The 22,857-nt window shown below is 57.4% G+C and carries 17 protein-coding genes and 1 tRNA gene; 10 read left to right on the forward strand and 8 right to left on the reverse strand.

What is annotated here, in order from left to right; all coding sequences use genetic code 11:
• Positions 1 to 98: 98 nt before the first annotated feature.
• The gene (locus tag F1C16_RS09710; protein WP_185284121.1) at positions 99 to 1,292 is read left to right on the forward strand and encodes an aspartate aminotransferase family protein; all 1,194 of its coding nucleotides are present in this window, start codon (positions 99 to 101) and stop codon (positions 1,290 to 1,292) included.
• A 137-nt stretch (positions 1,293 to 1,429) separates the two neighbouring features.
• Here the strand turns inward: F1C16_RS09710 and F1C16_RS09715 are convergent, their stop codons facing one another.
• Positions 1,430 to 1,873, reverse strand: coding sequence for a TerB family tellurite resistance protein (locus F1C16_RS09715; RefSeq protein WP_185284122.1), 444 nt, complete (start codon positions 1,871 to 1,873; stop codon positions 1,430 to 1,432).
• Between the two features lie 269 nt (positions 1,874 to 2,142).
• On the opposite strand from F1C16_RS09715, the gene pfkA reads away from it, so the two are divergent.
• Positions 2,143 to 3,114, forward strand: coding sequence for a 6-phosphofructokinase (gene pfkA, locus F1C16_RS09720; RefSeq protein WP_185284282.1), 972 nt, complete (start codon positions 2,143 to 2,145; stop codon positions 3,112 to 3,114).
• Between the two features lie 146 nt (positions 3,115 to 3,260).
• On the forward strand, positions 3,261 to 3,884 hold the full coding sequence (locus F1C16_RS09725) for a hypothetical protein (protein ID WP_185284123.1): 624 nt from the start codon (positions 3,261 to 3,263) through the stop codon (positions 3,882 to 3,884).
• Between the two features lie 2 nt (positions 3,885 to 3,886).
• On the opposite strand, the gene miaA is transcribed toward F1C16_RS09725, so the two are convergent.
• Entirely contained in the window at positions 3,887 to 4,789 is a 903-nt protein-coding gene (gene miaA, locus F1C16_RS09730; protein WP_185284124.1) for a tRNA (adenosine(37)-N6)-dimethylallyltransferase MiaA, read from the reverse strand.
• 70 nt (positions 4,790 to 4,859) lie between these two features.
• A complete protein-coding gene (locus tag F1C16_RS09735) occupies positions 4,860 to 5,990 on the reverse strand; it encodes a glycosyltransferase (RefSeq protein WP_185284125.1) in 1,131 nt (376 codons plus the stop codon).
• 157 nt (positions 5,991 to 6,147) lie between these two features.
• On the opposite strand from F1C16_RS09735, the gene F1C16_RS09740 reads away from it, so the two are divergent.
• The 5 genes from F1C16_RS09740 to F1C16_RS09760 all read left to right on the forward strand — a co-directional run bounded on the left by F1C16_RS09740 (position 6,148) and on the right by F1C16_RS09760 (position 13,618).
• A complete protein-coding gene (locus tag F1C16_RS09740) occupies positions 6,148 to 10,260 on the forward strand; it encodes a PAS domain S-box protein (RefSeq protein ID WP_185284126.1) in 4,113 nt (1,370 codons plus the stop codon).
• Positions 10,261 to 10,322: 62 nt separating this feature from the next.
• A complete protein-coding gene (locus tag F1C16_RS09745) occupies positions 10,323 to 10,700 on the forward strand; it encodes a response regulator (protein ID WP_185284127.1) in 378 nt (125 codons plus the stop codon).
• A gap of 105 nt (positions 10,701 to 10,805) precedes the next feature.
• Complete coding sequence (locus F1C16_RS09750) at positions 10,806 to 11,576, forward strand: MBL fold metallo-hydrolase (RefSeq protein ID WP_185284128.1); 771 nt, start codon at positions 10,806 to 10,808, stop codon at positions 11,574 to 11,576.
• Positions 11,577 to 11,662: 86 nt separating this feature from the next.
• Complete coding sequence (locus F1C16_RS09755; RefSeq protein ID WP_185284129.1) at positions 11,663 to 12,025, forward strand: cupin domain-containing protein; 363 nt, start codon at positions 11,663 to 11,665, stop codon at positions 12,023 to 12,025.
• 228 nt (positions 12,026 to 12,253) lie between these two features.
• Positions 12,254 to 13,618, forward strand: coding sequence for an NFACT RNA binding domain-containing protein (locus F1C16_RS09760; protein WP_185284130.1), 1,365 nt, complete (start codon positions 12,254 to 12,256; stop codon positions 13,616 to 13,618).
• A 108-nt stretch (positions 13,619 to 13,726) separates the two neighbouring features.
• On the opposite strand, the gene F1C16_RS09765 is transcribed toward F1C16_RS09760, so the two are convergent.
• Positions 13,727 to 13,808: transfer RNA gene (locus tag F1C16_RS09765), tRNA-Leu, on the reverse strand.
• Between the two features lie 329 nt (positions 13,809 to 14,137).
• Entirely contained in the window at positions 14,138 to 14,590 is a 453-nt protein-coding gene (locus F1C16_RS09770; protein ID WP_258049093.1) for a Dps family protein, read from the reverse strand.
• 450 nt (positions 14,591 to 15,040) lie between these two features.
• Between F1C16_RS09770 and F1C16_RS09775 the strand changes: the two genes are divergently transcribed.
• Entirely contained in the window at positions 15,041 to 15,556 is a 516-nt protein-coding gene (locus F1C16_RS09775) for an MOSC domain-containing protein (protein ID WP_185284131.1), read from the forward strand.
• 146 nt (positions 15,557 to 15,702) lie between these two features.
• Positions 15,703 to 16,656: a nucleoside hydrolase gene (locus F1C16_RS09780; protein WP_185284132.1), complete on the forward strand. Its 954-nt coding sequence runs from the start codon at positions 15,703 to 15,705 to the stop codon at positions 16,654 to 16,656.
• A 601-nt stretch (positions 16,657 to 17,257) separates the two neighbouring features.
• Here F1C16_RS09780 and F1C16_RS09785 read toward each other — a convergent pair.
• The 3 genes from F1C16_RS09785 to F1C16_RS09795 form a co-directional block, all read right to left on the reverse strand.
• The gene (locus tag F1C16_RS09785; RefSeq protein ID WP_258049094.1) at positions 17,258 to 18,529 is read right to left on the reverse strand and encodes an RtcB family protein; all 1,272 of its coding nucleotides are present in this window, start codon (positions 18,527 to 18,529) and stop codon (positions 17,258 to 17,260) included.
• A 1,068-nt stretch (positions 18,530 to 19,597) separates the two neighbouring features.
• Positions 19,598 to 21,175 carry a TROVE domain-containing protein gene (locus F1C16_RS09790; protein WP_185284133.1) on the reverse strand — a complete coding sequence of 526 codons (1,578 nt, stop codon included), beginning with the start codon at positions 21,173 to 21,175 and terminating at the stop codon, positions 19,598 to 19,600.
• Positions 21,176 to 21,255: 80 nt separating this feature from the next.
• Positions 21,256 to 22,572, reverse strand: coding sequence for a PcfJ domain-containing protein (locus F1C16_RS09795; RefSeq protein ID WP_185284134.1), 1,317 nt, complete (start codon positions 22,570 to 22,572; stop codon positions 21,256 to 21,258).
• Between the last annotated feature and the right edge of the window lie 285 nt (positions 22,573 to 22,857).

Here is a 22,857-nt window from a genome sequence, read left to right on the forward strand (position 1 = left end):
TTATCGTTCAACTGGCATAAGGTCCTTCGCTGCACTCAGGATGACAGACGCTTTAACATTCACAACTTCACAACTTCACCATTCGGTATCTTTGCGGGATGCTTACCCCTCGCCAGCTTTTCTTGCGCCACCAAGCGCAAACCTCCGATTTTCCGCTGCTGTTGGAGATTGAACGGGCCGAAGGCGTGTATATGTACGCCCCCGACGGCCGCCGCTACCTTGATCTGATTGCCGGTATTGGCGTCAGCAACGTGGGGCACCGCCACCCGCGCGTAGTGCAGGCCATTAAGGATCAGGCTGATAAGTTTCTGCACCTGATGGTGTACGGTGAGCTGGTGTCGGCGCCGCCGGCACTGCTGGCCGAGGCCCTGCACCAGACCCTACCCCAACAGCTCGATACCGTTTATTTCACCAACTCAGGCGCCGAGGCTGTGGAAGGTGCCCTCAAATTAGCCAAGCGCCACACCGGCCGCACCGAACTGGTGAGCTGCCACCGCGCCTACCACGGCTCTACACAGGGTGCTTTGTCGGTCACGGGGTCCGAGGAATTCAAGCGTAGCTACCGCCCCCTCCTACCCGATGTGCGCCACATCGAGCCCAACCACCTGCCCGATCTGGCGCTTATTACGGAGCGCACAGCGGCGGTTATCATCGAAACGGTGGCGGGCGAAGCGGGTGTGCGCGTGCCGGCCCCGGAGTACCTACCCGCCCTGCGCCAGCGCTGCACGGAGGTAGGCGCCCTGCTGATTCTGGATGAAATCCAATGCGGCTTTGGACGCACCGGTACCTTCTGGGCCTTCGAGCAGTTCGGCATCGAGCCTGATATTCTGCTTTGCGCCAAGGGTATGGGCGGCGGTATGCCTATCGGCGCCTTCATTTCCACGCAGGAGATTATGGCGGGCTTCAAGACCAACCCAATTCTGGGTCATTGCACCACGTTTGGCGGGCACCCAGTATCGTGCGCGGCCTCGTTGGCTACCCTGCGCGCTATTCAGGAGGAAAACCTACTGGCGGGCGTAGCCGAGAAAGCGGCGCGCTTTCGGGCGCAGCTCCAGCACCCGGCCATTCGGGAAGTGCGCGGCTGCGGCTTGCTGATGGCCGTGGAGTTCGAGTCGTTCGACGTGCTCAAGCCCATCATCGACCGCGCCCTGTTTCACGAAGGCATTCTCACCGACTGGTTCCTGTTCTGCGACAACTCTCTGCGCATCGCCCCGCCTCTCATCATCACCAACAACCAGATTGACGAGGCCTGCGCCGCGCTACTGCGGGCGGTGGAGTTTGTGGTGGGGTAATAAAAAATGTCATCCTGAACGCAGTGAAGGACCTTCTCACGCGAGAACGACTATCGTAACAACGACTCGTTTCTACGTGAGAAGGTCCTTCACTGTGTTCAGGATGACAGAGAATTACTTCCGCTTCCCAGATGCAATCAGTTTGCCTGGCTGTTCTGGCTCAGAAAGCTTTGGGTGTCTTCTTTGATTTGCTCGCGGGGTAGGCCGTCGCGCACGCCCATGGAGATTTTGCGCACCAATACGCCCACAATGGCTTGCCGGAAGCCCAACTTTCCGGCCATGCCTACGCAGAAGTCCATTTCGTTTTCGTCCACTACCCCATCGGCCAGCATCATGTCCACGAGGTCAAAAATCTGGTCGAAACGCTCGGAGTCGTTGTCGGGGATGATGAGTGCGCCGGTATTGGAATTTGCCACGATATCGCGCACTTCCCCGGCCCGCATGCCGTTTTTACGGCCCACCGACACGATAAAATTCATTTCCCGTTCGTCGATGTGTCCGTCTGCTTTAGCCAGTGCGGCTAGGTTCAGCAGATGGCTTTTCACTTTCTTGGTCTGCTCGTTTTCAAAAAAACCAAACATACTGGGCGGGGTTTAGAAATGACAAAAGGGCGGGCACGGCAACGAGCGTACATGACGCTGTAAGGCCAGCTTACAATGTCAGTAAGTTGTGAAAGTTAAAAGAAAGCTAAGATTCTTCCAATAGCTCCGCTTACGCAATTCAGAAAAAAAAGCTGGCTTACACACCCTGATTTTGTCTTTCCTTGCCCAGACGCTGTACTTTCCGTGCAGATTCACCAACTTTGCTGCCTCACTGCCACCCCTACGGGTAGCACAGAAGGAACATAATGATGAAACGTATTGCAGTTTTCACCAGCGGCGGTGACGCGCCCGGTATGAACGCCTGCATTCGGGCCGTGGTGCGCACGGCCGTTTACCACGGCATCGAAGTCTATGGAATCATGCGCGGCTACTCGGGTATGATCAAGGGCGAGTTCGTGAAGCTCGACTCGGCCTCCGTCTCCAACACAGTGCAGCGAGGCGGCACCATCCTCAAATCGGCTCGCAGCCAGAAATTCATGACCAAAGAAGGCCGTCAGCAGGCCTACGATCAACTCATGAACAACGGTATTGAAGGCCTGATTGCCATTGGTGGCAACGGTACCTTCACGGGCGCTACCCTCTTCGAGCAAGAGTTTGGCATTCCCACGGTAGGCGCGCCCGGTACGATTGATAACGACCTGTTCGGCACGGATTACACCATCGGCTACGATACGGCCGTGAACACGGCCCTAGAGGCCATCGACAAAATCCGCGACACGGCCGACTCGCATGACCGGTGCTTCTTTATTGAGGTGATGGGTCGCGACTCGGGCTACATTGCCATTCCGTGCGCCATTGGCGGCGGCGCCGAAATCGTGATGGTCCCGGAAACGCAAATGTCTACGGAAGCCGTGATTGACACGCTGCGCGAGGGGTGGAAGCGTTCCAAAACGTCCTTCATCGTGATTGTGGCCGAGGGAGAGGTAGAGGGCAACGTACACGAGGTAGCCAAGCGCGTGAAGGCGGCTATTCCGCAGCTCGATACCCGCGTCACCATCGTGGGGCACATTCAGCGCGGGGGCTCGCCCACCGCCGCCGACCGTTTGCTCAGCTCTCAGATCGGTATTGCAGCCGTAGAGGGCTTAGTCAACGGCATGCGCAACGTGATGGCCGGCATTGTGGATAAGAAGCTAGTTTACACTCCCTTCGCTGACACCATCAGCAAGAAAAAGCTTATCAACCAGAGCTTTATGCGGATGGTAGAGATTTTGAACTCGTAGCTAAACAGTCGCGTGTGCGACTTTTACTTACAAGCAACGCCTCCTACATGGAGGCGTTGCTTTTTTACTATATAGTAGTAACCTGTAGTCAACAATCCTTTATCTTGACCACCGTTCTTATACAAGTATTCTTATCGTTCGCATTCATGTTGATTTTTTACAAAGTAGCCGGCCTGGTGGCTGCGCTCTGTGTTTCATCGCTTTCTGCTGTTGCTCAACGTCCGGCCAGCATCCAACTGGGGGTAGGCTCTGCGCTGGTAGGCACCGGCGACTACAAGGCCCTGAAAGCTCATGTGGAATATGCCCCGCTCTTCGGGCGCCACCTAGGCACAGGTACGCGCCTGGCATTTATTGGTGGCAGCCGAGAGTCTGTTTCAACGGTGTACGACCCAATTCCACGGCCTGGCAGTACCGGTGTGAACGTGCCCTATGCCATGACCTACCAGGCTACCAATCTGGAACACGAATTTTACCTATATCCTTTTGGCAATAATAGGCAGGTGCTGTTTGCCGTAGGTGGCGGTGGCTACGTAGGCTATTCCAACCGCTATGGAGCACCTCAAACTCGTTGGGATGCAGGTTTGGGAGGCGCCGTTAACTATCTAGAACATGAACAGGGCGTACATGCTGGCTACATGCTCTCCCTGAACCTGGATGTAGCCCTTGGCATCGACCGCCAATGGTTGGCTGGCGGCAAAGCTTCTTTTCAGAATGATACGTTCGGTAATACGTTGGCCACGTTGCAGTTGAAGGTAGGGAGGCGCTTCTAGCCCTACCCTACTTCGGCTGGGTGCAGCCATTGGTACTGCGCATCGCGGCGGAGCCATGTGAGCTGGCGCTTAGCATAGTGGCGGGTGTTGCGCTTGAGCAGACGCACAGCCTCCGCCCAGTCGTAGGCGCCATCAAGGTAGCCGAAGATTTCCTGGTAGCCCACCGTTTGCAGGGCATTGTGCTGGCGGTAGGGTAGCACGCTTTCTACCTCGGCCAGCAGGCCCGCGGCCAGCATCTCATCCACGCGTTGGTCAATGCGCTGGTAGAGTTCCTCCCGCTCGCGGCTCAGCGCAATCTTCACCACGTCGAAGGGTCGTGCCACCTTGGTTTGCTGGCCGTGGAAGCTGGAAAAAGGCTGCCCAGTGCCCCGCGTCACCTCCAAAGCCCGCACTACGCGCTGCGGATTTTGCGGGTCGATGCGGGCGTGCGCCACTGGGTCGAGGCGGGCCAGCTCTGCTACCAGTGCAGGTAGGCCATGCGCCGCCAGCTCCTGCTGAATACCAACCCGCACGGTCGGGTCGATAGTAGGTAGGGCATCAAAGCCATCCGTTACGGCCTGCAAATACAGGCCCGAGCCGCCCGTCAGAATCACCACGCGGTGCCGCTGAAACAGCTGATCGAGCAGCGCCAAGCAATCAACTTCATACCGGCCAGCATTGTAGCTTTCCGTGATGCTATGCGAGTTGATGAAGTGGTGCGGTACGCCCTGCATCTCGGCCGGGGTAGGCTTGGCCGTGCCAATGCTCATCTCCCGAAAAAACTGCCGCGAGTCGGCCGACACGATTTCGGTGCCTAGCTGCTGAGCCAGTGCTACGCACAGCGCCGTTTTGCCCACGGCCGTGGGGCCAGCAATAACCAACAAGGTAGGGCGAGTGGCCGCAGCCAGCGAAGCAAGATCAAGCATAGAGAAGTAAAAAATCTGACCACCGCAGCAAGGACAATACAGTGTCTCGCAAAAATACGACGGTTTCAGCCTACCCATGGGTAGGCTGTGCTTCGTGGGCCGGCCACAAACCAGCATACAGCTGTAGTAGGTGCTGCTCTTCGTGCTGCCAGTTGAGTACCTGTCGCGCCTGCAAGCAGTTTTGCACCAACTGCTGGTAGCGGCCGGGCGCGTAGTGTAGCAGCTGGTTGAGCGCGTGCGCAATAGCCGCAGGCGTGAGGGCCACCACTTCGGCTACATCATACACATCGTTTAGCGCTCGGTACTCGGGGAAGTCTACTATCAGTTGTGGCACGCCCGCATGCAGATAGTCGAAGAACTTGTTGGCCAGCGAATAATAGTAGCTCAAGCCTTGCTTTTCGAGCAGCATAATACCTACGGCCGCCCTCTTCGTCACGGCTCGTAGCTCGTTGGGCAGCACGTAGCCTCGAAATTCTACCTTGCCCGAGGCCAGCAGCCCCAGCCGCTCGGCCCGCACCCGTAGCTCCGCCGATAAGTCGCCCTCACCACAAAGCACCAACCGCCCCTGCACGTGCGGCATGGCGTCTAATAGCGCCTCCAGGCCGCGCCCTACGTTTAGTGTGCCCTGGTAGAGAATATAGCTCTCGGGAGTCGGCAAATGTGCCTTTTTCTCTGCCACCGTAAGTTGGCTGATATTGCGAATTACAGCAAAAGGCCGGCCGTAGCGGGTCTCAAACACCCCTGCCAGCGCGGGCCCTACCGTGTAAGCCAACGTCGTGCGCGGCACAATAAACTCTTCCACCCACCGCCAGGCGCGCTGCACCGCGGGGCGACTCACCACCTCGGGCACTTCCGTAAATAGTTCGTGCGCGTCGTACACAAAGGGCTGCCCTCCCAGCCGGGCGCGCAGCCATACGGGCAAAGCCGTATCTAGGTCGATGGCGCACCAGGCGCTGGCCCGCTGCCGCAGCAGGTAGAGCAGCAGGCGTACGGTGAATTCCAGATAGAACAGCTTGCCCTTCGTGAACCAGCACCGCAGCCGGTGTTGTTGATATGGTTGTGATTGCAGCGGTTCCGACTGTTGCCAGGCGCGGCCTACCAGCGTTACATGGTAGCCCTGCCGGGCCAGACTACCACAGATCCGTTGCATCCGTTGGTCATAATTCAGATCGGTCGTAACGGCGAAGAGCAAAGAGCGCATACTCGAAAAGACGCTAGTTGCGCTTGTTGGATAAATTCCTGAGGAAGAAGCCTGAAAATTGAGTTATTTTTGACAAATTTAGGAAATTAGCCTGTTTTAATAAATACGCCTACTAGCTTACGGCCGCATTACCTGTCGCTCGGATTTTACTTTTCTAATGCCTACTCGCTCTCTGCCCGCTACTCCAGGTGCCACTGCCGCCGATGCTTTGTATCGGGCTTTATTTGAAGATGCGTACGATGCACTGCTGCTCTACGACGAGCGAGGCAAGCTAATCGACTGCAACCGGACGGCAGTCCACTTGCTGGGCACTACCCGCAACCACTTGCTCATGGCCGGTCTGATGAGCTTTACCCGTCCCCACGGCGGCACCAGCGGTGAAGATTTCTGGCAATCGGATATCATGCTGCGTGAAGCCGTGCTCGATACGGCCCGCACCGGCCAAACCTACGCTAAAACCTGGCATGGCCTGGGCACCAATCAATCTCGCCTCGATGGGTGGGTGACCCTGCACCGTATACCTACCCCAATGGGTGCTCATGTGCAGCTTACCCTGCGCGATATTACGCGGGCACCCCGGCCGGCCCAGCGCCTTCCTGACCAAGCGGGCCTGCTCGACCGTACTCGCCGCGAGCTGCGCGATGTGCTCAGCCGCACCGACCAAGCTTATGTACTCATTGATCCGGAAGGTAAAATTCTGGACGTCAACGAGTTTTTCCTCAACTTCACGGAGTACACCCGCGACGAGATTCTAGGTAAAAATTACCATGCTCTCTTTGTGCCAGCGGCCGAGCGCGACGCCCGGCGGCGGCACTTTGAGGTGGTTGTACGGGGCGAAAAGGAGGCAGACGATATGGAGCGGGTGATTCTGACCCGTTCCGGCAAGTCCCGGCAGGTGTTCTGGCACGCTGAGTTGGCCCGCGACCTGAGCGGCAACGTGACGGGTATGTTCTTCATCGGGCGCGACCGCACGGACCGCCACGTGACGGCCCGCGCCCTCAACGATAACCGCAACCGCCTCCAGGATTTCTTCGACAATGCCCACGACCTGATTCAGAATCTGAGCGTCGACAACCGGTTTTTGTCCGTGAACAAGGCCTGGCGCGAAAAGCTGGGCTACTCGGAGGAGGACCTACCCCAGCTCACGCTCAACGACGTGGTGCACCCCTATTATAAAGCCAAGCTGCTCTATCAGCTGCGCAATCTGTATAAGGGCGAGAAAGTCAATAAGTTGGAAACCGTTTTCCTGACGAAAAGCGGTAAGCCAGTGCATCTTATTGGTTCCATTTCCTGCGCCTGGCAGGAAGACGAGCCTGTGAGCACCCGCGCCATTCTGCACGACATCACCGACCGAATTAAGGCGGAGCGCTTGCAGAAGGTGTACTATAGCATTGCCAACCTGGCTATTAGCTCCAAAGACTTGCATGCGCTGTACGGGGCCATTCACCGGGAACTGAGCAAGATTATTGAAACCAACAACTTCTACATTGCCCTCTGCGACGACGCCCGCACGCAGTTGCAGTTTGTGTATTATGTAGACCAAAGCTCTTCTAACGAACAGCCCACCAAGGCGCGGCCGTTTTCGTCCGGGGTGTCGGAGTATATTATTCGCACGGGGCGGCCGCAATTTTTGCTGCGGGCCGAGTTGGAGGAGCTGATCGGCAACGGGTCCGTTACCGCCTACGGTGTGATACCGGAGGTAATGCTGTGTTCTCCCCTGAGCATTGGGGAGCGAATCATCGGCGTTATAGCCGTGCAGGACTACCACAAGGCCGATGCTTACGCGGTGGGCGACATTGAGATTCTGCACTTTATCTCCAACCAGGTAGCCCTGGCTATTGAGCGCAAGCGCAATGAGGTCCAGATCAATAAGCAGAATGCGCGCCTAAACGCTATTTTCGAGAGTGGCTCCCACCTGATGTGGTCCGTGGATACGCACTCGCGCCTGACGTCCTTCAACCGCAACTACGCTGCCTACTTCCTGCGCAACAACGGGGTGTACCCTACCCTCAACGTGAACCTGTGGCAGGCCGACCTTGCCATGGTAGCCGAAGAGGCCCGCGACTTGTTTGTAGAGAACTACAAGCTGGCCTTTGAGGGGCATCCGCAGCGCTTTGAGGTGCGCCTGCGCGACGCCCGCGGCCACGATACCTGGCGTGAAATCTACCTCAACCCGATTTACCTCGACGACGGCTCGTTTGAGGAAATATCGGGCATGGCCCACGACATCACCGAGACCAAGGCCTCGCAGCTGGAATTGGCGGCGCAGGAGGAGAAATTCCGCGCCATCTTCGAGTCGTTCCAGGATATTTACTACCGTACCGACGAGAACGGCCACGTCACGCTGGTGAGCCCATCGGTATATGAAGCCTTGGGCTACCAGCCCGAAGAGGCCATTGGCAAGCACCTACCCTCGCACTACGCCGACCCGGCCGATTACGACCGTTTACAGCAAGAAATCAAGGAAAAGGGCGTACTACGCAACTTTGAAACGTCCATCCGTCACAAAGACGGGCATTATGTGAGTATGCTCATCAATGCCCGTCCTGCGCCGGGGCAGACGGGCGGCACAGAGGGCATCGGGCGCGACATTACGGAACTGAAGCAGATTCAGGACGATTTGCGCCGCGCTAAGGACGAAGCCGAAACTGCCCTGGAAGCCAAAACGCAGTTCCTGGCTAACATGAGCCACGAGCTGCGCACGCCTATGAATGGTATCATTGGCATGATTGACCTGCTGCATCAGACGGTGACGTCGGAGGAGCAGGAAGACTACGTGGACACGTTGCGCAAATCGTCGGAAGCGCTGTTGGCCATTCTAAACGATATTCTGGACTTGTCCAAGATCCAAGCCGGCAAGCTACAGCTGCACGCCCACGGTCTGGACCTGTACTACACGCTGGACAAGATTCACTCGCTGTTTGCCAACCGTGCCAGCCAGAAGGACTTGCAGTTCACGTATCATGTGACGCCCCACACGCCGCGCTTCATCCTTACCGACGAAACGCGGTTGCTGCAAATCCTGTCCAACCTCACGTCCAACGCCATCAAGTTCACCAACCAAGGCACAGTCAGCATTGAGGTGTCGTCTATTGCCACCGATGGAGAGCGGCACACGCTGCGCTTTGCGGTGCAAGACTCGGGCATTGGCATTTCGGAGCAAGACGCCAAGCTGCTGTTCACCAACTTCACCCAACTGGATACTACCCCTACCAAAGCTTTTGGCGGCACGGGCTTGGGCTTGGCCATCAGTAAGCAGCTAGCCGATCTACTGGGCGGCGAGATTGGGGTCGATTCGCACGTGCGGGAAGGCAGCACGTTCTGGTTCACCATTCAGTGCGACGTTGCCCACAACGAGGAGGAAATTCTGCACCAGCGCACGATGGCCCGCGAGCGGACCCAGGAGGTAGTCCGCTTCGAGTCGGTGCCGCGGGTGCTGCTCGTCGACGACAACCCTATCAACCAGAAGGTAGCCTCGCGCCTGCTCGATAAGCTGGGTTGCCACGTAGAAATGGCTTCCGATGGCTTCGAGGCCATCAGCAAGGCCGACTCGCCCAAGAACCGCTACGACATCATCTTCATGGACATTCAGATGCCGGAGATGGATGGCGTGACGGCTATGCACGAAATCCGGCGTCGCCTGGGTAAACAGTGCCCGCCGGTGGTCGCCATGACGGCCTACTCCATGAAGGAGGATGCCGAGCGGTTCGTGCAGGAAGGAATGGACGACTACGTGTCGAAACCTGTGAAAACGCAGGACCTCTACACCGTGCTGCGCCGCTGGACTAGCACCACCGAGCGAGCCGTGCTGCCCACGCGTGATATGGGCACGGCCCTACCCCCCGCCGAGCCCGCCCCCACTACAGTGGACGCCACGCCCGCGCCCATACCCGTAACCGCCGAGGAGCTGGCGCCCGAAGAGCTGGAAGGCTGCATCGATGCCGAAGTAATCAACCAGTTGCGGCAGTTGGGCGGCGACGATTTCGCGGCCAGCCTCTACTCCGATTTTGAGACTGAGGCCGAGCAGCTACTTACCGAAGCCGGTAACCTGGTGAGTGCCGGGCGCTTCGAAGCTATTCTGCCGCACTTGCACCAGTTGAAGGGTACAGGCTTCACGCTGGGCATAAACCGGCTGGCCGAAGGTGCTAAAGAGCTGGAGCATGACCTCAAGAAAGGAGAAACGACCAACGTTGTTCAGGATTTTCAACGCCTACTGCGTTACTTTGCGCAGTTTAAGGCCGTATATCAGCAGGTCACGCAAGTGCCGTAACCGGCAAATCTGATCTTATCCATCACGTTTTCCCAACCTACATCTTCAACACAACTACCCGCATGGCTGATTCGAAAACTATTTTGATTGCGGAAGACAGCTCCGTTATTCTAAACCTCACCAAGAAAATACTCGAGCTGCAAAAGTACCGCATCATATCGGCAAAAAATGGGGGTGAAGTCATTAAGCAGGTTGAGAGCCAGCCGATTGACTGCATTCTGATGGACATTAATATTCCGGTGAAGGACGGTATGGAGTGCACCCGCGAAATCCGCCGCAACCCCGATTCGCGCATTGCACAAATCCCGGTTATTGCCATCACCGGCAACGCCAACAACTACTCGATGGAGCAGTTCCGCGAGGCTGGCGTAACCGACTACCTTCCCAAACCCCTTGACTTCGACGCGCTGGTGCGCGTGGTGAAGCAGCATGTGGGGTAGGGAATTAAGAATTAAGAATTAGAAATCTGAGGCATTGGGAGTGTATCAATGCCTGTTGATTTTACGCTCACTTCTTAATTTTTAATTCTTAATTCTTAATTGATAATGCAGATTACCTTTCTCGGCACGGGCACGTCGCAGGGGGTGCCCGTGATTGGGTGCCACTGCCCCGTGTGCCGTTCGGTGGACTACCGCGATAAGCGCCTGCGGGTGGCCGTGCACGTGCAGGTAGCGGGCAAAAGCATTGTGATTGACTCGGGGCCCGATTTTCGGCAACAGATGCTGCGCGAGCGGATTGAGCAGTTGGATGCCCTCGTATTCACCCACGAGCATAAAGACCACACCGCTGGCCTCGACGACATTCGCTCCTACAACTTCCTTCAGCAGCGCGACATGCCGCTCTACGCTGAGCCACGCGTGCTCAACCAGCTGCGGCAGGAGTTTGCCTACATCTTCGCGGAGAATAAGTACCCCGGTGTGCCCCGCGTGAAAACCATCCCGATTACCAGCGACACAGAGGTGTTTTTGGTGGAAGGCGTGCCGTTTCAGCCCATTCGAGCCCTGCACTACCGGCTGCCCGTGCTCGGTTACCGCATCGGCGACTTCACTTACATCACCGACGCCAACTATCTGACGGAAGAGGCACTGACCCAGGTGCGCGGCTCGCGGGTGATTGTACTCAACGCCCTGCGTCACGAAAAGCACATTTCGCATTTTTCATTGCCCGAGGCTCTGGAGCTATTGGAAGACCTGGCTCCTGAACAAGCCTACCTTACCCACATCAGTCACCAGTTAGGCCTGCACCACGAGGTAGAGGCAACGCTGCCGGACTTTGTGCGGCTGGCGTACGATGGGTTGCAGATAATGCTGGATTAGGACTGCTTTAGGGTATAGACTAAAGCATCAGCAGATCATTCTCACGAATACATTTATTTACTGTAGCAGTACAACGCCACCGTTCTATGAAGGTCATTAAGCTAGAGGATAAGTTTGCGCAATTCACCGATCAATGGAATCCGCGCATTATTGGAGAGTTGAACGACCAGCATATTAAAATCGCACGTGTGCAGGGCGAATTTATCTGGCATAATCATGCTCAGGAGGACGAGCTGTTCATGGTTGTGAAAGGCCGATTGTACATTGATTTCCGCGATGGTCAAACCGCCGAAATCAACCCCGGTGAGTTACTGGTAGTGCCTCGTGGCACAGATCATCGTCCGCATAGTGAAGGGGAAACTTGGATTATGATGATCGAGCCACAGTCAACGGTGAATACTGGTGATATAGAAAGTGAGCGGACTCGCCATACGCTGGAGCAGATCTAACGGCAATTCTATTGCATACCAATTACTACTTCCTGCGCCTACTTGCTCCTGCCCTAACCCAAGCGTTAGCGGGCTATCGGGTAGCTACGTGCTTCTCGCAGGAGAAAGATGAATTGGTACTTGGTCTAACCAACGGCGCGGCTGAGTTCTGGCTGAAAGCCCAACTATCGGCGGCGTTTCCGGCGCTGGCTCTGCCCGAGACGTTCCACCGCGCCCGGCAAAAACTCCGTGGATTTGCTACCCGATTTGTTGGGACGCGAGGTAGGCCAGGTGGATGTGCTGCCGCAGGACCGGATTCTGCAATTCACATTCACCGACGGCGCTACCCTGCTGCTAAAGCTATTCGGCCCCAGGCCCAACGCCATCTTCCGCCCTACCCTGGATGCGCCCGCCGAGCTGTTTCACCAGCGCTATACCGCCGACGCCGACATTCAGCCCCTACCCCCTACCGCGGCGCCGGACACCAGCACCCGCTCCCACGAGGCCGACCCACTCCGTCGCTACCCCGCCCTTAGCGACCTACCTGCCCGCTACTTGCGCGCCCACGGCTACGACGCCGCGCCCCTACCCCAGCGGGAGGAGTTAGTACAGGCTGTTATCCGGCAACTGGAACAGCCTGCGTACTTCTACATTGTGCTGCTGGATGGCCGTACGCGCTTGAGCCTACTGCCCCTCGGGGAGGTACTGCAAACCCTACCCGCCGCCGACCCTATTGCCGCCTTACGCGAGTTTGTACCGCTTTTCCTGAGTCGGCGGGCGTATGAGACGGAGATGCGCCAGGTGCGCCAGACGCTGGAGAAGCGCGCCGAGGAAGCCAGCACCAGCGCCCAGATGGCGCGCACGCGTCGCCATGCACTGGAGCATACCGCCGGCTACCGCCAAACTGCCGACCTGATTATGGCCCACTTAAGCCAGATTCCGGTTGGGGCGGCACAGGTGGAAGTCATTGATTTTTACCAGGATAATCAGCCGCGCATTATCAAGCTGAAGCCCACCGAAACGCCCCAGCGCACGGCTCAAAACCTCTACCGCAAAGCCAAAAACCAGCAAATCGAGCTGCAACAGCTCAGTCAACGCATCGAGCAGCGCGAAACCGAGGCTTTCTGGTGCCTGGAGCGGTTAGAAGAACTAGCTGGCTTGACTGATCTACGCACGCTCCGTACCTGGCGCAAGAAGCACGGCCTCGACCCGGCTACCCAAGCCAAAGTCACAAGCAACGAGTTGCCGTTTAAGGTGTTTACGGATAGCGGCTTTACGATTCTGGTGGGCCGCAACGCTCAAAACAACGACCTACTCACGCAGAAATATGCGCATAAAGACGACTTGTGGTTGCACGCCAAAGACGTGAGCGGCTCGCACGTGGTGATTCGGCATCGGTCGGGTCAGCCGGTTCCCGAGCCTGTGGTAGAACGTGCTGCCCAGTTGGCCGCGTGGTACTCGCGCCGCCAGCACGACTCGCTGTGTCCCGTTACCGTGACACCCAAGAAGTTTGTACGCAAGCCCAAAGGCGCCGCACCGGGCGCCGTAGTGGTAGAACGCGAGCGGGTGGTACTGGTAGTGCCCGGTAATCCGTTTGAGCGCGTAGGCGCGTAACCAGTAAGTAAGTGAAGCGCCCTTTCGCGTAGTTACAGATGCAAGCGGCTGGCTGCATACTACCTACAAACAAAAAGTCCGACCTATGTAGGTCGGACTTTATTGAAGTGCGCGCGGGGAGATTCGAACTCCCACACCCGAAGGCACCACCCCCTCAAGATGGCGTGTCTACCAGTTTCACCACGTGCGCAGTAGGCTAGAAAAACACAACTTCTGGGTCCAAAAGCAAGCTTCTGGCTTCGCTGAGGCGGCGAAGTGGGCACAAAAGTAGGAGGATGACATCGGTCATGCAAGTCCTGAGGCGTATTTTTCTCTTGTCGTATTGGTTAAACAGTAGTTTTCGGCTCATTATCAGCCTGCAACAGATTAATATTTTTTTTCGCACTACCTGTTTCTTTCATTATAAAGCGTTTTCAAACGCAATGTATAGCCGGCTAAGCAGCATGGCTCGCACATACTTACAAAAAAGGCCCCTAACCAATACTACTGGTCAGGGGCCTTTTTATAAGTGGGGTAGGACTATTCCGACTGGGTGAGCGGCGCTTCCACCAAATGCTCCGATACGAACCATACTTGCAGTTCGTTGGCGCGCAGTACGTCGCTGATTACCATATCGTTGGTGCCGTCGTCACCGGAATCATCGGCTTTCTTGGCAATGTCGTGGCACTGTCCCAGAATGATCTGGTGAGCTTCTAGCAGACGCGAGATCTGCACGGGCACTTCTTCCCGGTCGCGGGGTGGGCGTGGGATGCTAGTTAGCTCGGCAATGTCGGCAGCCATTGCTACGGCCACGCCGCCCAGAATCTGGATGCGTTCGGCAATAGTGTCTACTAGTTCGCTTTGCTCTTCGTAGTGCTTATCGAACAGCAAGTGCAGTTGGTAGAAGGTAGGACCTACTACCTGCCAATGGTGTTTCTTGTACATGTCGCGCAGGCTGCACGTGTCAGCTAGCAGCTGATTAAGCAGTTCCACGCTTTCGCGGCGAACATCCTCGCTCAGCCCAATGGGTAGGCGCTGCGATACGGTGCCGTACTTCTGGATAGGAGCCGGCGCATTTTGTTGTTGATTCAGGATAGGCTGTACGTTGACGGCCGGGTTAGGAGCTGCAACGGCGTTTTTTGCTCTCTTTTGCTTTTGCAGGAGCGGCTTTGGCGGCTACGGGAGCCTTTTTATTGGTGCTTGGAAGGGCCATGACAAGACAGTAAACAGTTTGGAAGGGTAGACCAATGCGTGGTAAACTACCTACGCATCCTGTGGCCGACCTGCCTCTATGTACGCACAATTACGGCCGGGGTTAACCTAATTTCATTGGGCAAAACCGTCTTGCCCCTATTTTACACATACAGAGACACGCACGCTGGCAATAGGTCCCGTATCTTGCCGCCGACGCCGTTTTCCTACATCTTCTACAGCTTTCCGCCCATGCCTTTTCCTTTCGTCGGAGACGATAAATCAACAATTGCCCGTTTGCTGAACACCCTACCCCAGGTGGGCCAGTTGGAGTGGATTGGCATTCGGCCGGTGCGCCGTGCGCCGATGGTGACCATGCAGGAAGCTACCGTGGAAACCGACCGCCACCTCTCCGGCGACCATGCCCGCCCCAAGCCCGGCGGCAAGCGGCAGATTACGCTTATTCAGGCCGAGCACCTACCCGCTGTGGCTGGCTACCTGGGACTGACGGAAGCCGTGGACCCGGCCCGGCTGCGCCCCAACCTAGTAGTGAGCGGCCTGAACCTGCTGGCGCTGAAAAACCGACAGGTACGCATTGGCGACGAGGTAGTGCTGGAAATTACGGGCGAGTGCCACCCCTGCTCACGAATGGAAGAAGAGCTGGGGCCGGGCGGCTACAACGCCATGCGCGGCCACGGCGGCCTCACGGCCCGCATTCTGCACGGCGGTACCATTCGGGTAGGCGATGCCGTGCAGGTAGTAGTGTAGCGCTTTTTCTGGTGGCAGAGGCTGAAGCTGCACGCGTCTGGTTACCGCGCCTACTTTTATGCCTGCCTAGCTCGCGCCCAGCTGTATTCTAATGAAAGCACTCCAACTTTACTGCATAGGTTGCTTCCCTTACTCATTCTCTTCATATGCCTGATATACACCTACCCAAGCAGTATGTTTTGTTTGACCATGATGGCGGGGTAGACGATTTTCTGTCGCTGCTCCTGCTCTTGCACATGCCCCACATTGAGCTGCTGGGCATTTCCGTAACGCCCGCCGACTGCTACCTGGAAACCGCCCTGCTGACCACGCACAAGCTGCTGGCGCTGGCCCAGCGCACGGATATTGAGGTAAGCGGCGGCAACTACCACGGCATAAATGCCTTCCCCTCCGACTGGCGGGCCAAGCCCAAGATTCTAAACGCGCTGCCGGATATGATTAACGTAGACACCCCAGGCGCGGCCCACTACGATGACAGCGTAAACTTTATCCGGCGCAAGCTGGCCACCGCGCCTGGCCCGGTTACGGTGCTGCTCACGGGGCCGTGCTCCAACCTGGTGCACGCGCTGGAACAGGACCCTACCCTGGCAGCCAAGGTGGGCGAGGTGGTCTGGATGGGTGGCGCGGTGGACGTTATCGGCAACGTGAAGACGTACAACCACAACGGCACCGCCGAGTGGAATGTATTCTGGGACCCGATTTCGGCGCACAAGCTGTTCCGGGCGGGGCTGCCCGTTACCATCGTGCCGCTAGATGCCACCAACCACGTGCCCGTCAGCTTCGATTTTCTGCAACAGCTGGCCCGGCAGTCGGACTACTTTTTCTCCAATCTGGCCGGACAGTTTTGGGCGACTACCATTGATACTATTCCGGCCTACGAGTACACCTACTTTATGTGGGACGTACTGACGACCAGCTACCTCGCTATTCCAGAGGCCTTTGACTTTGAAATGGTAGAGCTGGAAGCGACGCCCATGGGCGCCAGCGCCGGCAATACCCACCGCGCCCCCGGCTCGGGGCAATGGGTGAAAATGGCCGTAAACGTGCGAAAAGAAGATTTTTACGCTTATCTATTCCGACAGCTGCGGCAACCTCTGTGAACAGAGTACAGCTCAGCTGTCGTGGTCAAATCAGCTACCATGGTCAAAAGAAAGGTGAAACAGCATCTTTCTAATCTGTGACTAAAATGGCGTGAAGTTGGCTTGCCGGTCGAGCCGTAGTCAGTTTGCGCTATAGCTAAACCAGGAAGCGCATAAGTTCGTATTTTACAATGAACTAGGTTTTTTATAATTTTTGCTACTTCCTGGCGGTTACGCAGCAACTCTAACTGTGTTCTACGGCACACTGCTTTCTGCCTTATTGATACCTACTTGATAAGCTTCCGCTCTTTACCTCCTACCCTATGAATTCAAACACTTCTTCGCCCCTTACGCTTACAGCCTTAGCGCTGCTGCTGCTTTCCAGTGGGGTCATTCTTACCTCTTCCGTCTGTAACGCCACCACCCGATCATCTTCCCGCTCCTACCCCTGTGCTAAGCGCCTACTACACTGTCGGCGCCGCAGTCAGCGTGCGGTGTAGCACAGGTAGGTTCCGAAACACGATAATTGCGCAGCATTATCGTACGTTTTCATGTAGAACAACACACAAAAGGCACGGACACCTAGGTATCCGTGCCTTTTTCATGCTTTTACTAGCAAGGGTTACACGCCGCCTTCCATCCGCACGATGCGCGGTGTGAAGGTACCCAACACATCCACCAGATCGTGCTGGCTGGCCATCACGGCGTGGATGTCTTTGTAGGCCTGAGGGGCCTCGTCTACCCCGCCCCCAATCAGCTCGATGTGGTGCTGTTGCAGGTAGCGGCGCACGTCTGCTTCGCCTAGTTCCTGCTTGGCGCGGGTGCGCGACATGGCCCGCCCGGCCCCATGCGAGGCCGATGCCAGCGACGTTGCCTCACCCCTACCTCGCACAATGAAGCCGGGGGCCGTCATGGAGCCGGGGATGACGCCCAGCACACCCGCGCCGGCCGGCGTGGCGCCTTTGCGGTGCACCACTACCTCCTGCCCAGTGGCCAGACGTTCCTTCCAGGCAAAGTTGTGGTGGTTTTCCACTTTTGCCAGGGGCCGCTCGCCTAGGGCCTTAGCCAGGCGCTGATGAATCTGGTGATGGCACGCCGAGGCGTAGTCGCCGGCCAGGTTCATGGCAGCCCAGTACTCCTGGCCGGCTTCACTTTCCAGCGAGAGCCAGGCCAGGTGCTGCGCCTCGCTGGGCAGTTGGCACACGTCTTTGGCGAGTTTGGTGTAGTGGTTGGCGATGCTGGCGCCCAGCCCCCGCGAGCCGGAGTGCGACAACAGCCCCAGATACTGCCCCACCGGTACGCCCAGTTCGTTGGCGGGGTCGAGGATATCCACCATGCCCCACTCCACAAAGTGGTTGCCGCCGCCCGACGAGCCAATTTGGGTAGCCGCCGTGTCCAGTTTATTCCGCAGAAAACTGATTTCCTGGAATTCGGCGCGGTCGAGCACGGCGTGGTCCAGCTTCTGGCCGTGGCGGAATACGTCGCGGTTGCCGAAGCGGGTGTTGTCGATCAGCAGTTTGCGCAGCTCCTGCACGCGCTGCTCCAGGTGCTTGGGCGGCAGCGCAAACACCGACAGCGCCATCCGGCAGCCAATGTCCACGCCCACGGCGTAGGGAATCACAGCGTTATCGGTGGCCAGCACACCCCCGATGGGTAGGCCATAGCCGTGGTGGGCGTCGGGCATGAGGGCGCCGGCCACTGTCACGGGCAGCTTCATGGCCGTTTCCATCTGATGGATGGCGCCTTGGTCGATGTGCTCGGCCCCGAACAAGGCGTAGGGCTTGCGCTCGGCCAGGGCAATGTGGCGCGATGGGGGCGGCAGCAAGGCCGCCGCCGTGTGGCTCCAGTCGAGGTGGGTGAGGTAGTCGTTAGGGTTGGCGAGCAGGTGTTGCAACAAGGCCAGCTGCTCCGTGTGCGAAAGTTTTTTGAGGTGCTTGCGCTGCAATTGTGCCAGCGCGAGCCCAATGGCCCGACCTTCCGGAATCCCAGTTGGCGAAGGTCGTTGCCGCGTAGTTGTTGTGCCATTATGCTAAATGGTTGATTGTTGAATGGTTAACTGGTTGCTTACTGCTACCAGAGCAACGGGCGGTTCGCGCGTGGCTGATAGCCGACGTGATAGGTCGAAGTAGCGCGGACCTACGGCATCTGGTAGTAGGCAGTAAGAGGTAGGAAGGGTGAAAACGAATAGTCGTTTGGTATTTTCAGTACGAAGTATGACTACTCTACGACACCTTCCTTTCTCCTATCAAAACTGACAGGGCAACAAACGCATAGCCACCGTTAAACTGTGCTCTAACCAACTGAGCTACTGCCTCAAGAAGCAGGTGGGACTCGAACCCACGACCTCAGCGCCCCAAGCGAAGGAAGGCTATGCTACGGCACCTGTCAGATATAAACAAAAGCACCGGGGCAACAAGCGCGCAGCCTCCAGTCCTGCTCTGCCAGTTGAGCTACGATTGGCTAGTACCAACCGGCGGGATTCGAACCCGCAACCTGGGCATTAAGAGTGCGAAGTATGGCTACCCTACGGCACCCGATGCAAAAAGAATGTTGGGGCAACAAAGCGTGGAGCGAAAGACACAGCGCAAAACGCCGTTCTGCTCTACCCGCTGAGCTACTACTCCCGAAGAGCAGGCGGGACTCAAACCCGCGACCCGAAGTAACGCTCCGCTATGACACCCAACACGGTATTTTCTTTCTCCCCGTTAGCAAGGGCAACAGGCGGCGGGCGGCATTTTCTTTACTCCGCTGGGTAGCAGAGTCGGGAATCGAACCCGCAGGCGGTTGTAGGGGTTGCCCCTACTATGCCGAAGAAATAACCACGAAGTAGCGCCCATCTACGGCACCTTGCCTATAGAGTAGAAAGATGTTGTTTTAGCGTTTCATACAAGTGGATATGTATTAGGAGGGAGCGGCAGCCGCTTTAGTGTATCTGCCGCTCCCTGAGCCGCGTGTAGTTGATTTACAGAGTTATATTTTTTATTTCCGTTACGGCTGAGCCGCCGTTTTCCAGGGCTGCCAGCACATCGAACACCTTATCGGACCAGCCGGCGATGAGGGCTACCCCATCCTGCTCGCGCACTGCCAGCGGCGCCGTGCCGTGGCCGGCCAGGTCGAAGAGGTAGAGGCGGGCCTGCGGAGCCACCGCACGGCGGTAGGCGCGCCACTCGGCGGTCAGGGTATCGCCGTTGTGCTGGCTGTTCCAGAGCTGGCAGTCCGTGAAGATCATTACCTTCTCGACCACCTCTTGGCGCTGGCGTAGGTCTTGCACTACCAGGTGCCCGTTGGTGCTGTAACCTACCTCACCTTCGCGGCGGTAGAGCTCCTGCACGTTGCGCAGCACCGAGCCTTTGGGCAGGCTGATTCGCTTCCAGATATCTCCGAACATACCCGCCACCACGTGCTGACAGCGGCTTTGTAGCAACATGCCTAACACCAGTCCCACGTCGTAGAGCAGCACTTTGCTGCGCGCCGACACAGGCTGTTGCATAGAGCCCGACACGTCGCAGGCGATGACTACCCGCGTATTAGCATCGAAACCGCGCAGGTTGTGGGCCGAGTGGCTGATGGCCGTTTCCAGCGCTGCTAGCACCGCGGGCACGTGGCCGTTGCTGCTGCCGATGCCGATGGCCGCGGCCGCACGCCGGAGCAAACCTGCATCCAGGCCTACTACCTCGCGGTAGGCAGCCAGGAACCGGAAGGGCAACTGCTTGCTGCGCGCCACCGCTGTGCGGTCGGCGAGGGTAGCGCACACTTGCGCTACCGCCGCACCCGATACGTCGGCCTCCAGGATGTTGCGCAGGTTGCGCAGCAGAGCCATATAGCCCAGCTTGCCGCTGCCAATCAGCTCCTGCCACTTCTGCCGAAAGGCCGCTTGCCGTTCCTCATCCGTAGCAAACGCCTGCTGCCCCAGCGCCGACAACTCGGTTTCCCACGTGTAGGGAGTAGGCAGCTCGCCGCGTACCAGTTGGTCGAACAGGGCTTGCTGCTCGGGACTTTTGGCGGTGGGGTGCACCAGAAACAGGGCGTCGCGGAGGCGTACCTGGCCGGCGCGATCATATTTGGCCAGTTGGTAGCCGTCGAAACGGTTGAAGCTTAAGGCCAGACCTTTTTGCACCTGTTTGGAGAGGCGGTTCAGGGTTTTGGTGCCCTGGCGCTGGTTGGCGGCAGCATAATAGGCTAGCACCTCCGTAATTTCGTCGGCGCGCTGCACCACGCGAGCCACTAGGCGGCTCACGAGGTCGTTGCCGCGGTGCACCTGGGCCAGCTCTACGGCCAGCACCAAGGGTACCGAGCGCAGGTGCAGTTGCTCGCGGGCGTACACCGCCAACCGAGCCACAAACTGCGGGTCGTTCTGGGCAATTAGCTGGCGCAACCGCTGCAAGCGCGTGCCGGCCGATTCATAGAACTGGTTGCTGAGGGCCGCAGTAGCCACGGCAGCGTACAGCTCCAGCTGCGGTGTGAGTTGGTAAGCAGGCGCGCCTTCGTGGTTCACGGCAGTAGGCGCCGAGGGGTTGCTAGAGTGGGTATTGAATCGCATAGAAAGCAAATAATCAAAAGGTTAGCGCATCGCCGGTGGCATGCAGGATGTCTCCTAGTACTCGACACGACGAGCAGGTATTACCTACCGGCATCAAACAGATGCTTTGGTATCAGCAGGCGGGCTTCGGCGGCCCAGCGGGTCACCCACACATACTCGGTGTCGGTGATGCGGCGGTTGTATTTGCCGCGGGCTTGTATGATGGTGCGATTGGCCAGCACCTCCAGGGTAAGCGTGCGTACGCCATTGAGGGTGAGCGAGAAGATACCACACCGTCCGCGCCGGCAGGAGTTTAGGTAGGACGACACGCAATGGTGCAGAGTACTTCCTTCATCCATCAGTTCCCAGTAACTGCTTAGTTGCGTGATGCGCACCTGCCCCCTGTCACCACCCGTGAAGTTGGGCACGGGTAGCGGCTCCCAGGTGGAGGCAAATGTCTCCTGAGGGTGACGAGAATCGGGGCTGTTGCGCGCTCGGGCCAACTGGCGGTGCCACTTAGCCGTGTGGGCCAGCACCCCCGCCATCGACCTACCTTTCAGCGAGAAGCCGGGTTGAGCGGGCTCGTCGCCGATGCCTACCCGGCGCTTCTGGTGAATCCAGTCGCACACCGGCCCAAACTGATGCGGGTCAACCATCGGAGCAGCCGCAAAAAAATCGACTACGCGTAGATAAAACTCGTCGTCGCGGCTGATTCCACGCCCAAGGCGCGAGTCGAGCACTGGTCCTAGCCACGCCAACTGGTTGCGAGCGACCAGTTGAGCATAGCGCAACGCTTCCAGAAAAGTGTAGTTAGCTGGGGCTTGGCGCAGATGATGTTCCAGCTTTCGAGTGAGGGGTACCGGCAGCTTGTGAAACGTCCGGAGGGCGCCACCCCGCCCCAAATGCGTCGTCAGGTCGGCGATGTTGATACCATCATGCAGCCGATTGGCTGTCCAGGCATTCAGCACCCAGGTGGGTAGGTCGCCGTATTGGTCGAACAAGTGCCGCACCAGGCTTTCCAGCTGCCGAAACGGGTTGCGGCTGCGGGGTTGCCACTCGGCCAGTTCGCGGCAGCGCTGGGGGTAAAACCGAACCAGTGCGGCCAGCACAACGCTTAGCTCGGGGCGCCACAGTAGTTCGCTGCGCTTATAAGCTAGGGCTAAGAGTACTTTCCTGCACTGCTGCTGCTCCGCATTAGAACGGTTGTGCAGGCAATTGCGGTAGAATTCGACTAGCACCGAGCCAGCACCCAAGTGGGCCTCCACCACGGGCAACGACCCATTGAAGGAGCACAGGTACTCTACCTGCTGGGTAGCCGACCAGCGGCGCCAGTCGAGACGCCGCGAGGCTGCTAGAATAATTACTGCTTGTTCAGCTTGCCAGGCTTCGTGGGATAAGGGTTTGTAGCGGTTAGCCATCGGTCGGGGGTGCCCTCGCGGGGACGATTACCGAATAAAGAAGTAGGTGATGCGGCAGGCATAGAAGCCACCGGATAAAGCAGAAGTCGAAAAGCGTCGTACATAATAATTTGCGTAAAAAGGGTGCACAAAATCATTCGGCAATTTTTAATTAATTACCGTTACATATTTATCTAAAACAAGACAATATGTTACCTATCAGCTATTTTTTTAGCTGTTCACTCACAGGAAATATTTTTTTATTTATTACTCTTGGTGATTTATTACTACCTCTGGTAATAAATC

Origin of the sequence: Hymenobacter sp. NBH84, from assembly GCF_014217645.1 — a bacterium.
Classification (GTDB): domain Bacteria; phylum Bacteroidota; class Bacteroidia; order Cytophagales; family Hymenobacteraceae; genus Hymenobacter; species Hymenobacter profundi.